The sequence below is a fragment of the Enterobacter sp. kpr-6 genome (assembly GCF_900116015.1).
GTDB lineage: Bacteria > Pseudomonadota > Gammaproteobacteria > Enterobacterales > Enterobacteriaceae > Enterobacter_D.
Genome location: NZ_FOYH01000005.1, coordinates 214,560 through 228,578 on the forward strand (window position 1 = coordinate 214,560; position 14,019 = coordinate 228,578).

The 14,019-nt window shown below is 54.6% G+C and carries 13 protein-coding genes; 4 read left to right on the plus strand and 9 right to left on the minus strand.

Annotated features, from left to right (window positions below; genetic code table 11):
* Positions 1-64: 64 nt before the first annotated feature.
* Complete coding sequence (locus BM373_RS14380; protein ID WP_090462526.1) at positions 65-1,240, minus strand: oligogalacturonate lyase family protein; 1,176 nt, start codon at positions 1,238-1,240, stop codon at positions 65-67.
* A 468-nt stretch (positions 1,241-1,708) separates the two neighbouring features.
* Here BM373_RS14380 and kduI point away from each other — a divergent pair, with 468 nt between their 5' ends.
* Both kduI and kduD read left to right on the plus strand, forming a co-directional pair.
* Complete coding sequence (gene kduI / locus BM373_RS14385; protein ID WP_090462528.1) at positions 1,709-2,545, plus strand: 5-dehydro-4-deoxy-D-glucuronate isomerase; 837 nt, start codon at positions 1,709-1,711, stop codon at positions 2,543-2,545.
* A 61-nt stretch (positions 2,546-2,606) separates the two neighbouring features.
* Positions 2,607-3,368, plus strand: coding sequence for a 2-dehydro-3-deoxy-D-gluconate 5-dehydrogenase KduD (gene kduD, locus BM373_RS14390; RefSeq protein ID WP_090462530.1), 762 nt, complete (start codon positions 2,607-2,609; stop codon positions 3,366-3,368).
* A 192-nt stretch (positions 3,369-3,560) separates the two neighbouring features.
* On the opposite strand, the gene BM373_RS14395 is transcribed toward kduD, so the two are convergent.
* From BM373_RS14395 to BM373_RS14420, 6 genes are all read right to left on the minus strand, one after another.
* Complete coding sequence (locus BM373_RS14395) at positions 3,561-4,691, minus strand: oligogalacturonate lyase family protein (protein WP_090462531.1); 1,131 nt, start codon at positions 4,689-4,691, stop codon at positions 3,561-3,563.
* Positions 4,692-4,755: 64 nt separating this feature from the next.
* On the minus strand, positions 4,756-6,045 hold the full coding sequence (locus BM373_RS14400) for an ABC transporter substrate-binding protein (RefSeq protein ID WP_090462532.1): 1,290 nt from the start codon (positions 6,043-6,045) through the stop codon (positions 4,756-4,758).
* 13 nt (positions 6,046-6,058) lie between these two features.
* Positions 6,059-7,186 carry an ABC transporter ATP-binding protein gene (locus tag BM373_RS14405; RefSeq protein WP_090462534.1) on the minus strand — a complete coding sequence of 376 codons (1,128 nt, stop codon included), beginning with the start codon at positions 7,184-7,186 and terminating at the stop codon, positions 6,059-6,061.
* A 12-nt stretch (positions 7,187-7,198) separates the two neighbouring features.
* Positions 7,199-8,101: a carbohydrate ABC transporter permease gene (locus tag BM373_RS14410; protein WP_090462535.1), complete on the minus strand. Its 903-nt coding sequence runs from the start codon at positions 8,099-8,101 to the stop codon at positions 7,199-7,201.
* Positions 8,094-8,984: a carbohydrate ABC transporter permease gene (locus BM373_RS14415; RefSeq protein ID WP_090462537.1), complete on the minus strand. Its 891-nt coding sequence runs from the start codon at positions 8,982-8,984 to the stop codon at positions 8,094-8,096. Before BM373_RS14415 ends, BM373_RS14410 begins: the two co-directional genes overlap by 8 nt.
* 481 nt (positions 8,985-9,465) lie before the next feature.
* Positions 9,466-9,792: a cupin domain-containing protein gene (locus tag BM373_RS14420; RefSeq protein WP_090462538.1), complete on the minus strand. Its 327-nt coding sequence runs from the start codon at positions 9,790-9,792 to the stop codon at positions 9,466-9,468.
* A gap of 141 nt (positions 9,793-9,933) precedes the next feature.
* Here BM373_RS14420 and BM373_RS14425 point away from each other — a divergent pair, with 141 nt between their 5' ends.
* Positions 9,934-10,626 (plus strand): aspartate/glutamate racemase, encoded by a 693-nt coding sequence (locus BM373_RS14425; protein ID WP_090462540.1) that lies wholly within the window; start codon positions 9,934-9,936, stop codon positions 10,624-10,626.
* Here the strand turns inward: BM373_RS14425 and BM373_RS14430 are convergent.
* A complete protein-coding gene (locus BM373_RS14430) occupies positions 10,623-11,549 on the minus strand; it encodes a LysR family transcriptional regulator (RefSeq protein WP_090462542.1) in 927 nt (308 codons plus the stop codon). The two genes, BM373_RS14425 and BM373_RS14430, sit on opposite strands and share 4 nt — an antisense overlap.
* A gap of 119 nt (positions 11,550-11,668) precedes the next feature.
* Here BM373_RS14430 and lysA point away from each other — a divergent pair, with 119 nt between their 5' ends.
* On the plus strand, positions 11,669-12,931 hold the full coding sequence (lysA, locus tag BM373_RS14435) for a diaminopimelate decarboxylase (RefSeq protein WP_090462543.1): 1,263 nt from the start codon (positions 11,669-11,671) through the stop codon (positions 12,929-12,931).
* Here lysA and BM373_RS14440 read toward each other — a convergent pair.
* Positions 12,928-13,941, minus strand: coding sequence for a LacI family DNA-binding transcriptional regulator (locus BM373_RS14440; protein WP_090462545.1), 1,014 nt, complete (start codon positions 13,939-13,941; stop codon positions 12,928-12,930). The two genes, lysA and BM373_RS14440, sit on opposite strands and share 4 nt — an antisense overlap.
* Between the last annotated feature and the right edge of the window lie 78 nt (positions 13,942-14,019).

Consider the following 14,019-nt stretch of genomic DNA (forward strand, 5'->3'; position numbering starts at 1 on the left):
ATTGCGGATAAAAAAAGGCCCCCACAGAGGAGGGCAAGGCCAGTTACAGAAACACTAACTCAAATTATGATTGCAACATGTCACGCTGCTCGGGAAGCGTCGCGATATAAAGCGCAGGTTTACCGTCTTTATCGGAGCTAAATAAAATCGCACTGTCGTCCGGCGTGAAGGACGGATGCGGGTGAGTCACCTGGCGACTGTTCGCAAAAGTGGCCCAGGAAGTATCGTGACGCGCGACGCGGAAATAAGCGCGCTTCGCCACATCAAAAGCATAAATATACGGGTCGTTATCGATGGTGTACCCGCTGGTGTCTTTCACATCCACCGGCGTACCGGAACCGTCACCGACCAGCAGCGTACCGTCAAAGTTACTCATCAAATGCGAACAGGCCGGCATTTGCATGACGGCTTCATTCACGCCGGTGTCCGGGTTGAAGCTGTAAATCGTGCGCCCTTGTTCGCCCTTCAGATAGGAGACGTACACCAGCGCGGAACCGTTCGGTACCCAGAATTCGTGGGTGCAACTTTCGCCTTCAGCGTGCTCTTTGACTTTGCGTACGTTGCTGCCGTCTTCATTGACCAGCCACATGCGCGCATCCACCAGATCGTGCGGACCTTCGTGACAGAAGGCGACGGTGTTGTCGTCAAACGGACGGTAAATCGGGTGGCCGAGCCAGTTTTTCTCTTCGTGGATCACCGCACTTTCCCCGGTCTGCAAATCAACGCGCAGCAGGCGGCAGTGTGGGCCTTTATGGAAGAAATCATGGAACAATTGCCAGGTGTTCAGCGGCGTCCAGTCGCTTTTAGCGATCTCAATGCCGACCAGCTTGGTGCAATCGCTGTTGGCAACCCAGGTGCCGTACCCGACCCACTCATCGGCTACACGATACACTTCGCGTTCGGCAAACGTGGTGAGATTGACTTCCAGCAGGGTGCGATCGTTTTTCACGTAATAGAGCGATTTATCGTCCGGAGAAAGGAAACCGCCAAAGGTGTTATCGCCTGCGCCTTCGGTAAGCTGCACCGCTTCGGCTTTAGCAATATTCAGCAGGTAGTAGTTCCAGTGTCCGTCGAACTCACCGGCGAAAAGCAGGTGGCTGCCATCGTTAAAAAAGCACTTCTGATAGAAGTAATTACGATGACACGTCACTTCCGGAGGGGTAAGACGGGTAACTTCCGCGCCGGTATCCGGATCGCGGCTCACGTCATAGTTCAGTTTTACCCGCATGCCTTTCGCCATTGTGCACTCCTTTATCATGACCGGGTTAATGATGAGTTTAAAATCTGGGTATTAATTTATCAAAACACTGTTTCAATGGGTGTGACGTGTCACGCACTTTATGAGAAAAACGCCCGGCAATTTTATGATTTACCCTTTGCGTGTTAAGCAAAAAAAGCCCATCTTTGATTTTCAGCATTAAAAATCAGCCTGCCGGTAAGATTTCTAAGATTTTATAATTAACTGATTTATAAAGATTTTATTTTGTCGTAAATTAACAACATAATGGCTTCTCAGGTTGTCAACGCTTAACAATCGTGATCCTGTTTACACTTTTAATATTAAATGGCAAAAAAAGTGAAACGTTGTTTTATTCAGAATTGAAAAGACGTTTTAGCCGGGATACTATGTGCGCATATTGCAGTGGGGCGACTATTTCATCGTTTCATTGCCTGAGAGATCGGTCGCACATCAATTTCGGAGGTTATTGTGGAAGTCAGACAAAGCATCCACAGCGCGCATGCTAAAACGCTGGATACCCAGGGGCTGCGCGATGAATTTTTAGTTGAGAAAGTGTTCGTCGCAGACGAATACACCATGGTGTACAGCCATATCGACCGCATCATTGTGGGCGGCATCATGCCTGCTGAGAAGACGGTTTCCGTAGGTGGCGAAGTGGGTAAACAGCTCGGCGTGAGCTACTTCTTAGAGCGCCGCGAACTGGGCGTCATCAACATTGGCGGCGCGGGCACCATCACCGTTGACGGCGAGTGCTACGAAATCGGCCACCGCGACGCGCTGTATGTCGGCAAAGGCGCAAAAGAAGTGGTATTTGCAAGCGTAGATGCGGCGAATCCGGCGAAGTTCTACTACAACTGCGCCCCGGCACACACCACGTATCCGACCAAAAAAGTGACGCCAGCAGAAGTGGCTCCGGTCACGCTGGGCGATCCGCTGACCAGCAACCGTCGCACTATCAACAAATATTTCGTTCCCGATGTGCTGGAAACCTGCCAGCTCAGCATGGGGCTGACCGAGCTTGAGCCGGGCAACCTGTGGAACACCATGCCGTGCCATACCCATGAGCGCCGTATGGAAGTCTATTTCTACTTCAATATGGAAGAAGATGCGTGCGTATTCCACATGATGGGACAGCCGCAGGAAACGCGTCACATCGTGATGCACAACGAGCAAGCGGTGATTTCTCCGAGCTGGTCAATTCATTCAGGCGTGGGTACACGCGCGTACACCTTCATTTGGGGGATGGTAGGCGAGAACCAGGTCTTTGATGATATGGACCACGTCGCCGTTAAGGATCTGCGCTAGTCGCGGACAGCAAAGTCAACCATGCCTGTGGGTGCAGGCGCAGAAAAATAAAGGAACAAACATGATTCTGGATGCATTTTCTCTTCAAGGTAAAGTGGCCGTTGTCAGTGGGTGTGACACTGGCCTGGGCCAGGGTATGGCGATTGGTCTGGCGGAAGCGGGCTGCGATATCGTGGGTATTAACATCGTTGAGCCGACTGAAACCATCGAGCGCGTCACCGCGCTGGGCCGCCGTTTCCTGAGCCTGACCGCCGATCTGCGTCAGATCGACGGCATTCCTGAACTGCTGGAGCGCGCAGTATCTGAATTCGGTCATATCGACATTCTGGTCAACAACGCCGGTCTGATTCGCCGTGAAGATGCGATCAATTTCAGCGAAAAAGACTGGGATGACGTTATGAACCTGAACATTAAGAGCGTGTTCTTTATGTCTCAGGCGGCGGCGAAGCACTTTATCGCTCAGGGTAAAGGCGGCAAGATCATCAACATCGCGTCGATGCTCTCCTTCCAGGGCGGTATCCGCGTTCCGTCTTACACCGCATCAAAAAGCGCCGTGATGGGCGTGACCCGTCTGCTGGCGAACGAGTGGGCGCAGCACAATATCAACGTGAATGCGATCGCACCGGGCTACATGGCGACCAACAACACCCAGCAACTGCGTGCTGATGAAGAACGCAGCGCGGCGATCCTTGAGCGTATCCCGGCAGGCCGCTGGGGTCTGCCAAGCGATCTGATGGGTCCGGTGGTGTTCCTGGCATCTGGCGCATCCGACTACATCAACGGTTACACCGTTGCAGTAGACGGCGGCTGGCTGGCGCGTTAATTCGCGAAGGTCTGATAAGAAACCCCGCTTCGGCGGGGTTTTTTTATGCCCCTCACCCTCACCCTAACCCTCTCCCTGAGGGAGAGGGGACAGATCGAGTGCGGATTCTCCCTCTCCCTGAGGAAGGGGGGACGGATCGAATGCGGATTCTCCCTCTCCCTCAGGGAGAGGGCCGGGGTGAGGGTAAAAAACCTACACCCGCGCCAGATACAGCGCGGGCATGCCTTCGCCATCGGACGAATACAACACCCACTGGTTATCCGGGGAAAACGACGGGTGAGGGTGGGTGACCTGGCGGTCGCCGTCGAGCACTTTCCAGCTACTGTTGTGCTGGCAAATCGCCGTTTGCGCGCCGGTCTTCACATCAAACACCCAGATAAACGGATCGTTCAGGCTGATGTCGCCGGTGTTGTGCGGTGCGCCGTCGCCGACGATAAGCGAGCCATCGTAGTTACTCATCAAATGCGAACACGGCGGAATGGTCATCAGTTCGCGGTTCTCAAGCGTTGCCGGATCGGCGCTAACCAGGTAGCGGTGCGGGCTGCCCTCTTTGTGCGCCACGTAATACAGCGCTGAGCCGTCCGGCACCCAGAATTCGTGGGTAAAACTCTCGCCTGCCGCGTGCTGGCGCACCTTGCGCAGATGGCTGCCGTCCTCGTTGATAAGCCACATCCGGGCGTCGATAACATCGCGCGGACCTTCATGGCAAAACGCCACCGTGCTGTCGTCAAACGGGCGGTAGATCGGGTGCCCGAGCCAGCGTTTTTCCTGCAAAATGGTGCGCTGCTCGCCGGTTTGCAGATCGATATTGATCAGGCGGCACTCCGGTTGAGTAAAGTAAAAATCGCGGAACTTCGACCAGTCGGTAAGCGGCTGCCAGTCGGATTTTTTAATTTCAATCCCCACCAGTTTTGTACAGTCGGAATTCGCCACCCAGGTGCCGTAGGCAACCCACTCATCGTCCACTTCATAGACCACATGCTCTTCCAGCGTATGCAGATCCACGCGCCGCAGTTCGCGGGTATTTTTCACATACCACAGGCTGCTATCGTCAGCGGATAAAAAGCCGCCGAAGGTGTTATCGCCCGCGCCTTCGGTGAGCTGCGTGGCCTGCGAACGGGCAAGATCCAGCAGCCAGTAGTTCCAGTGACCTTCAAACGCGCCGCCAAAGACGATCTTTTGCCCGTCCCGGGTGAAGCATTTTTGGTAGAAATAATTGCGGTGACAAATAATGTGCGGCGGCGTTAAGCGGATAACCTCGTGCCCGGTTTCACTGTCCGTGTAATGACGGAACGCCAGTGAAATGATTTTTCCTCGAGCCATGACCCTCTCCTTAAAAAAATACCCCGCCACTGGCAGGGTATTGTCAGAAATAACAGCAGAAAAATTAACGCATTGCGCGTTTCAGGATACGTTCAGCCTGACGCTGGAAGTCTGCTGCGGCTTCTTCCACGGTTTTCTGGCCGTAGTCGATGTACTGCAAAGACGTCCCGAACTGCGCCACGATCTGCGGATCGTCAAAGTATGGCGATACGGAGAGTTTGGCTGGCAGAGACTGCGCCAGACGCAGACCGGATACTGACGGATCTTCTTCTTTAATGGTGCCGTTCGTGGTCAGCGTTTCGACCGCGACTTTGCTCAGCGGCACGCCGCGCTCAAGTCCCAGTGTTTCCACGCCTTCTTTGCTGTTCAGCAGGAAGTTAATCAGCTGAGCCGCTTCTTTCGGGTGCTTGGTGGTTTTACCGATAGAGAGCATCTGCGCAGGTTTGAAGAACAGGCCCGCGTCGGTTGCGTTCGGCAGCATCGGGTAGTGACCCAGCTCCAGCTTGGCTGGTGGCTTCAGGTTGTCGGAATATTTGGTAATGGTGGAGTTCCACATGTAGGTACCCGCCCATTCGCCTTCAATCCACGGCTTCATTTCATACATGTTGCTCTTACCGAACGACGCGTAATACTTGGTATCCGGCATTACGTGGCTGTCGACAAGGCTTTTGTAGGTCTGGAAGAACTCAACCCACTGCTCTTTGCTGTAGGAGAATTTTTTGGTTTTTTCATCCACGGCCGGAATGTTGTACTTCTGGATCATGTACGAGTTCAGCAGCGCCAGGGTGTCCTGATGCTCCAGCACCACCGGGTAATACTGTTTGCCCAGCTTGCTTTCAAACGCTTTGCCCGCGGCTTTCAGCTCGTCCCAGGTTTTCGGGTATTCGACGCCCGCTTTTTTCCAGGTCTCGTTGTTGAAGTAGAACACGCGCGCGGTCACGGAGATCGGAATGCCGTTCAGCTTGCCGTTCACGGTGGTGGATTGCAGTTCTTTCGGATCGAACTGGCTTAAGTCGATCACGTCTTTAACCTGGTTCAGATCGTAAAAACCTTCGCCGGTTTTCGAGAAAATCGGCAGCCAGTTCCAGTTGGTTTGCATCACGTCAGGCTCGGTGCCGCCTGCGATCTGCGTGGTCAGACGGGAAAGGTGCCCGTCCCAGCCGGTGTATTCTGATTTAACGTTAATCTCAGGGTGCTGCTTATGGAACTCTTCAATCGCTTTCAACGTCACCTGGTGACGGCCATTACCGCCCCACCAGGACATGCGCAGATCCACGTTTTCTGCCGCGTGAGACGGCAGGGCACACAGACCCAGAGTGGCGGAGATCGCTGCGCTTAAAAGCACTTTTTTCATTTTTATGCTCCAGTTAGAGAGAGATGTTCTGTTCGGTTTTCGCGTCAAAGATATGACACTTATCCATGTCAAACTTGAAGTACACCTTACGATGTAAACCTTTTGCTATCATCGGTTTAGCTACATCAGAAGGAATTCGGGCGGTCAGTTCGTAGTTCGCTATTTTGAGGTAGACGAAGAATTCGTGACCCATGTTTTCTACGCGCACCAGGTCGCCGGTGCCGCAGCCTTCGGCAAACGGCTCGTCAGAGACAGACACAAATTCCGGGCGCACGCCAAAGAAGACGTCCTGACCTGCGTAATTGGTGACTTTTTCCTGTTGCTTCGCATTGAGCGGCAGGGTGTCATCGCCCACCGTGATGTGCAGGCCACCGTCTTTCTCCACGATTTTCCCCGGCTTGATGTTCATTTCCGGCGCGCCGATAAAGCCCGCCACGAACATGTTTTTCGGGAAGTGGTAGAGGTTATCCGGGGTATCCACCTGCATAATATGACCCAGTTTCATCACGCAGATACGGTCGCCCATGGTCATCGCTTCGGTCTGATCGTGCGTCACGTAAACGGTGGTCGCCGGTTTACCGGAGCTTTTTAACTGCTTGTGCAGATCCGAAATACGGATACGCATCGAGGCACGCAGCTTGGCGTCAAGGTTAGAGAGCGGTTCGTCGAACAGGAACACGTCCGGCTTTTTCACAATCGCGCGGCCCACCGCCACACGCTGTGCCTGGCCGCCCGAAAGCTGGCGCGGCAGGCGATCCAGCAGTTCGTCCAGCTCAAGGATTTTGGCCGCTTCATCTACTTGCCTGTCGATCTGATCTTTCGGCAGCTTGCTGAGCTTCAGGCCAAACGCCAGGTTTTCACGCACTGTCATGTGCGGATAGAGCGCATAGTTCTGGAACACCATGGCGATACCACGCTCTTTCGGCGCGAGGTTGTTCACCACTTTCTCACCGATGCGGACTTCACCGCCGCTGATGGTTTCAAGCCCGGCCAGCATACGCAGGGTAGTGGATTTGGCGCAGCCGGACGGCCCGACAATCACCATGAACTCCCCGTCAGCGATTTTAAGGTCGATACCATGTACCGCTTTGAAGCCGTTGGAGTAAACCTTTTCCAGTTTGTTGAAAATCACTTCAGCCATGATATTTCCCTCTTAACCTTTAATTCCGCTGCTGGTAACGCCCTGCACGAAGTAGCGCTGAGCAAGGAAGAACACAATGATGGATGGCAGAATGGAGATACTCGCCATTGCCAGAATTTCGTTCCACGGCGCACCTTCGGTGACGTCGATGGACATTTTCAGCGCCAGTGCAATCGGGTACTTATCGACGCTGTAGACGTAGATCAGCGGGCCGATAAAGTCGTTCATGGACCACATGAACTGGAACAGCGCGACGGAGATGATGGCCGGTTTGAGGATCGGCACAACCACGTACCACAGCACCTGTGCGGAGTTACAGCCGTCGATTTGCGCTGCTTCTTCCATGTCACGCGGTACACCGCGTAAGAACTGGATCAGCATAAAGACGAAGAACCCTTGCGTGGCGAACGCGGTCGGCAGATAGAGCGGCAGATAGCTGTTCAGCATGCCCATTTCACGGAACATCAGGTACTGCGGGATCAGCAGCACGGTGCTTGGCAGCAGCATGGTGGCAATGAGCGTACCGAACCAGAAGTTCTTCCACGGGATCTCAAAGCGTGCAAAGCCATACGCCACGATGACCGAGGAGATAATGGTCAGGATCACTTTCGGGATCACGTACTTGAACGTGTTCCACATGTAATGGCCGAAGGTGTATTCGGTGCCGGTTTTCCAGCCATTCACAAAGCCATCGCTGGTCGGGTTCGACGGCCACAGACCGAGCGTGGTGAAGATCTCGTGGTTCGGTTTGAACGACGCCGAGAACATCCAGGCCAGCGGGTAGAGCATCAGCAGGCCCACGAACAGCAGGATCACATAACGGATGGCGGCGCTGATTTTTTCACGGCGCAGCGTGCGCGCGACTTCGCGATCCGCGTCGGTCATCTCAGGCGTAATTTGTTGAATGTCAGCCATTTTTGCCTCCCTTATCGGCGGAGTAGAACACCCAGTATTTCGAAGATTTAAAGGCAACGGAGGCAAAGAGCGCCACGACCAGGAACAGCACCCACGCCAGCGCCGCACCGTATCCCATATCGAAATACTTGAACGCCGTGTCGTAGATATAGAGCGAGAACAGATAGGTGTAGTAGGTCGGGCCACCGCCGGTGATCACGTAAGGCCCGGTAAATTCCTGGAACGCCTGCGTGGTCTGCATGATGAAGTTGAAGAAAATAACCGGCGTAATCAGCGGTACGGTCACTTTCATGAACATCTGCCATTTGGAGGCACCGTCAATCATCGCCGCTTCGTACTGCGATTGCGGTACGTTTTGCAGCGCGGCCAGGAAGATCACCATCGCGGAACCGAACTGCCAGACGCGCAGTAAGGTGACCGACATCAGCGCCAGCGAAGGCTCGCCCAGCCAGTTGATCGGATCTAAACCAAACACGCCAATGAAGTTGTTCAACAGACCGTCGATGGCAAACAGGGCACGCCACAGCACGGCGATAGCGACGGAGCTGCCGAGAATTGACGGAATATAATAGGCGGTACGGAAAAAGCCGATGCCGCGCAATTTGAAGTTCAGAACAAAGGCGATGCCTAATGCAAAAGCCAGTTTTAATGGAATGGTTAAAAAGACATACGCAAACGTCACGCCCATGGATTTCCAGAAAAGTGCATCTTCCGTCAGCATGTAGCGATAGTTTTCGATGCCGTTAAAAACCGGCGGACTCATTAAATCGTACTCGGTAAAGCTCAGCACGAAAGAGGAAACAAAGGGAAAAGCCGTGAAGATGATCAACCCTATTATATAAGGCGAGATCCAGGCCAACCCCAGTAGTCTGTTTTCATTCATACATACCTACCATCAATGGTTTATAAACGGATTCGGGTGTCGCTTACCGCGTCTGCTTTTTCACATGGCGGTGTTTTAACTGTCTGGAGCATGACATCAGCAATCTCATAACATGCTGATATCTTTGTTCTTAACGGGTTTCCCCTTAACGGAACCGGCGGTTTTTAAACTGAATGAACCGTGGTTCTTAGTTTGTAAAACATCGTTTTAATTTATTTTATTGCTATTTATTTCCGCGTCATTCATATATTGGCGGAAATGTGATCGAAGTCGAAACGGCGTTTCAAATAGGTGAGGTAACCGTCAGAATTGATAAAAACAAATCTGTTTTTAACGCGCCGTGACGACATGTATGGCAGTAGCAATCGGGCAATAGGGTATTAAAACTAATATTATTAGCAATTATTAGCGTGCTGATTTGTGGACGAGCAAACAAAAAAAAGCCTTCCCGGAAGGAAGGCGCAGGCCATACTAAATGGGATCAGGCTTTGAGGAAATCTTCGCGCACCGGCGTGAAGGTATCTAATAGCGTTCCGGCTTCCAGGCAAACACAGCCGTGCACGATATTTGGCTGCTTGTAGAGGGTGTCGCCTTTACTGACGACATGCTTTTCGTCACCAATGGTAAATTCGAATTTGCCTGAGAGCACATAGGTCAGTTGCTCATGGGGATGATTGTGCAGCGGGCCGACTGCGCCTGCGTCAAAATTGACTTCAACCGCCATCATTTTACCGTCGTGCGCAAGGATGCGGCGGGTTACGCCGTTGCCCAGATCGTCAAGCTGAGTGTCTTTATGAAAAATAAACATGTGGCTGTCCTGTAGTAAGTTAAAACAACGTTTCATTAAATTTATCCCAGATGGTTTTAAAAAGAAATTTCAAACCAAAGAAGTGGAAAGGCGATCACAAGTTTGTTTCACTGGCATAAGACGACACACAAGGGGATCAAAATGAAAACTATAGGATTACTGGGTGGAATGAGCTGGGAATCGACCATTCCCTATTACCGCCTGATTAATGAGGGTGTCAAAGCCCGCTTGGGCGGCCTGCATTCCGCCAGTCTGCTGCTACACAGCGTCGATTTTCACGAGATAGAAGCCTGCCAGTCCAGCGGCGACTGGCATAAAGCCGGAGTGATTCTGGCAGACGCCGCCGCCGGGCTGGAGCAGGCAGGCGCGCAGGGCATCGTGCTTTGTACCAACACGATGCATAAAGTGGCCGAACAAATTGAAGCGCGCTGCAGCGTGCCGTTTTTACATATTGCCGATGCGACGGGAAAAGCGATCGAAGCCGCCGGGCTTAATAAAGTGGCGCTGCTCGGCACGCGCTATACCATGGAGCAGGATTTCTACCGGGGCCGTCTGGCTGAGGTCAACGGCATTGCAACCACCATTCCTGATGAAGCCGACCGCGAGCGCGTCAATCAGATCATCTTTGAAGAGCTGTGTCTGGGCACCTTCAGCGATCTCTCCCGGCAATATTTCATCAATCTGATTGAGCGTATGGCGGAGCAGGGCGCGCAGGGGGTGATTTTTGGCTGTACCGAGATCGGCCTGCTGGTGCCGGAAGATCGCTGCCAAATTCCGGTCTTTGACACCGCCGCGCTACATGCGGCAGACGTGGTGGAGTTTATGCTCTCTTAACGCGTCTCCAGCACGGCTTCCAGCGGTTCGCGCAGGCGCGGCATCGCACTTTGCAGATGCTGCGTAAACGTCTCGACCAGTGCGGAAGCCGGGCGGTGCAACGGGCGAATCAGGCTGACGGTAAAGGGCACGTCGATGCTGAATCGCCGCACCACCACGCCGCTTTCGGCATAGTCCAGCGCCGTCAGCGGATTGACCACGGAAACGCCAGCGCCTGCACGCACCATCGCGCAAACCGACGCGGCGCTGTGGGTTTCCACCACCATTCGCCGCTTCACCTGATGCTCATTAAACAGCGCGTCGAGCAACTGACGGTAGCTGTCGGTGCGCGACAAACTGATGTAATTCTCGCCCTGAAAATCCTCCGGCGTCAGCACGGTTTTCTCAGCCAGCCGGTGTCCTTTGGGCAGCACACAGACTTCGTTAAGTGTGAGCAACGGCGTGCGTTCGGTGCCTGCGGGCGTGGAGAGCGTTTCCGTCAGCCCCAGATCGTGACGCTGGGCGGAGAGCCACTCCTCTAATAAAGGAGACTCCTGCGGGACGATATTCAGGCTCACATCCGGGTAGCGGGCGAGAAACGGCTGTAACAAGGGCGGTAAAAAGGACTGTGAAAACACCGGCAGGCAGACGACGGACAGCTCGCCCTGGCGAAATTCGCGCAGGCTTTCGGCGGCGCTGACGATCCTGTCGAGCCCGTACCACGAGCGCTGCACTTCCTCAAACAGGCGCAGCCCCTGCACGGTCGGATGCAGTCTTCCGCGCGTGCGCTCAAACAGCGTCAGGCCGATCACTTTTTCAAATCGCGCCAGCTCCCGACTAACGGTGGGCTGCGAGGTATGCAGCAGCCGGGCGGCGTCAGTCAGGTTTCCTGCCGTCATCACGGCGTGAAAGATTTCAATATGGCGCAGGTTAATGGCGGGCATGAGCAGGTCCGAGAAGCGGAAAGGTATATCATTTTTGCATAGACTCTCCACAAAACGATATTTTTTATTCTCTTTGCACTGTGGCGTAATGTGAAAAAAATCACTGACCGGAGTTCGCCATGCCACGTCCGCTTAACACCACTGAAACTGACCTCAACGCCGCAAACTTGCTGGCGCTGCCCGCTGAATTTGGTTGCCCGGTCTGGGTTTATGACGCGCAGATCATACGGGCGAAAATCGCCCAGCTTGGTCAGTTTGACGTGGTGCGGTTTGCCCAGAAAGCCTGCTCGAATATCCATATTCTGCGTTTAATGCGCGAGCAAGGCGTGAAGGTGGATTCTGTTTCGCTGGGTGAAATCGAACGTGCGCTGGCCGCGGGCTACGATCCGCACACTCACCCGGATGACGTGGTGTTTACCGCCGATGTGATCGATGCGCCGACCCTGGCCCGCGTGCGCGAACTGCGCATTCCGGTGAATGCCGGTTCGGTGGATATGCTCGAACAACTGGGCGAAGTGTCGCCGGGTCACCGCGTATGGCTAAGGGTTAACCCCGGTTTTGGCCACGGTCACAGCCAGAAAACCAACACTGGCGGCGAAAACAGCAAGCACGGTATCTGGCACAGCGATCTCCCGGCCGCCCTTGCTGCGATCGAACGCCACCAGCTCAAACTGGTGGGTATTCATATGCACATCGGCTCCGGCGTGGATTACGCTCACCTTGAGCAGGTGTGCGGCGCGATGGTGCGCCAGGTGATTGAATTCGGCCAGGATCTGGAGGCGATCTCCGCAGGTGGCGGGCTGTCGATTCCCTACCGTGAAGGGGAAGAGGCGATTGATACCGACCACTATTACGCGCTGTGGAACCGCGCCCGCGAGCAGATCGCCGCGCATCTCGGCCATGCGGTCAAACTGGAAATCGAGCCGGGACGTTTTCTGGTTGCCGAATCCGGCGTGCTGATTGCGCAGGTACGCAGCGTGAAAGCGATGGGCAGCCGCCACTTCGTGCTGATCGACGCGGGCTTTAACGATCTGATGCGTCCGTCAATGTACGGCAGCTATCACCACATCACGGCGCTGGCCGCCGACGGGCGCGATCTGAGCGCGGCACCGTTAATTGATACCGTGGTGGCCGGGCCGCTGTGTGAATCGGGCGATGTCTTTACGCAACAGGAAGGCGGGAAAGTGGAAACCCGCGCGCTGCCTACGGTGGTGCCGGGGGATTACCTGGTACTGCACGACACGGGGGCGTATGGCGCATCGATGTCTTCCAACTACAACAGCCGCCCGCTGCTGCCGGAAGTGCTGTTTGATGGCGGCGTGGCGCGTCTGATCCGTCGTCGTCAGACCATTGAAGAACTGCTGGCGCTGGAATTACTTTAAGCCGGGTGATGCGGCCCGACGGTAACTGAGTCGCGCAGGACCAGCGTGCCGGTAAACGGCGGGATGGCGTTGATCGGCTGGTGGTTCGCCAGCCGGATCGCCTGGTCGATCGCCGTGGTGATCATGTTGTCGATGGGCAGATAAACCGTCGACAGCCCCGGTTCAAGCCACTTTGCGCTCGGGGCGTCGTCGAAGCCAAACAGGGAAATATCCGCCGGGATCGAAAGCCCCGCCTGATGAATCGCTTTCGATGCGCCGAGCGCCATATCGTCATTACAGGTAAACAGCGCGCTGAATGCGACACCCTCCTGCAACAGCGCCCGGCACTGCTCGTAACCGCTGGTCATGCCCGCATCGCCGTAGCGCACTTTCGCCGGGTCCCAGCGAATCCCGTGTTTTTCCAGCGCCTTACGGTAGCCCATCAGCCTCGCCTTACCGGTGGGCGTGTGGATCGCCAGCGTAATGCAGGCGATATCCCGGTGCCCCTGGGCGATTAAATACTCAACCGCCTGAAGCGCCGCGTCCTGCTGTTCAAAGAAAATGCATTTATCCCGCGCCTGGCCAACGTCGCGGTTGATGACGATCAGCGGCATTTTGATTCGTTCAATCAGCGCCATGATCGCCTTTTCGCCCATAAACCGGGTGTAAAGGATTATGGCGTCGCAGCGCCTGTCGGCCAGCATCTGCACCGCTTCTTCTTCACGCGCGGGGGTGTCGTGCCCGTCGGTCACAATCAGTTGTTTGCCGTGGGTTTCCGTCTGGCGTGACGCCTGCTGCAACAGGCGGCCAAAATAAAACCCGTCGAAGGTGGAGACCACCAGACCAATGCTATTGCTGGTCCGGTTTGCCAGCGACTGGGCAAGAAAATTAGGCCGGTAGCCCAGCTCTTTCATCGCGCTGAAAACCTGCTGGCGCGTACTTTCTTTTACCTGACCGGTGCCGTTTAACACGCGCGAAACCGTCGCTTTCGAGACGCCTGCGCGCAATGAGACATCCCGCATTGTGACCATGACGAGTTCCTGTTTCGCGTGAAGAGGGGAGTTTACCACAGCTCCCCCTCACCCTGGCCCTCTCCCCATGGGAGAGGG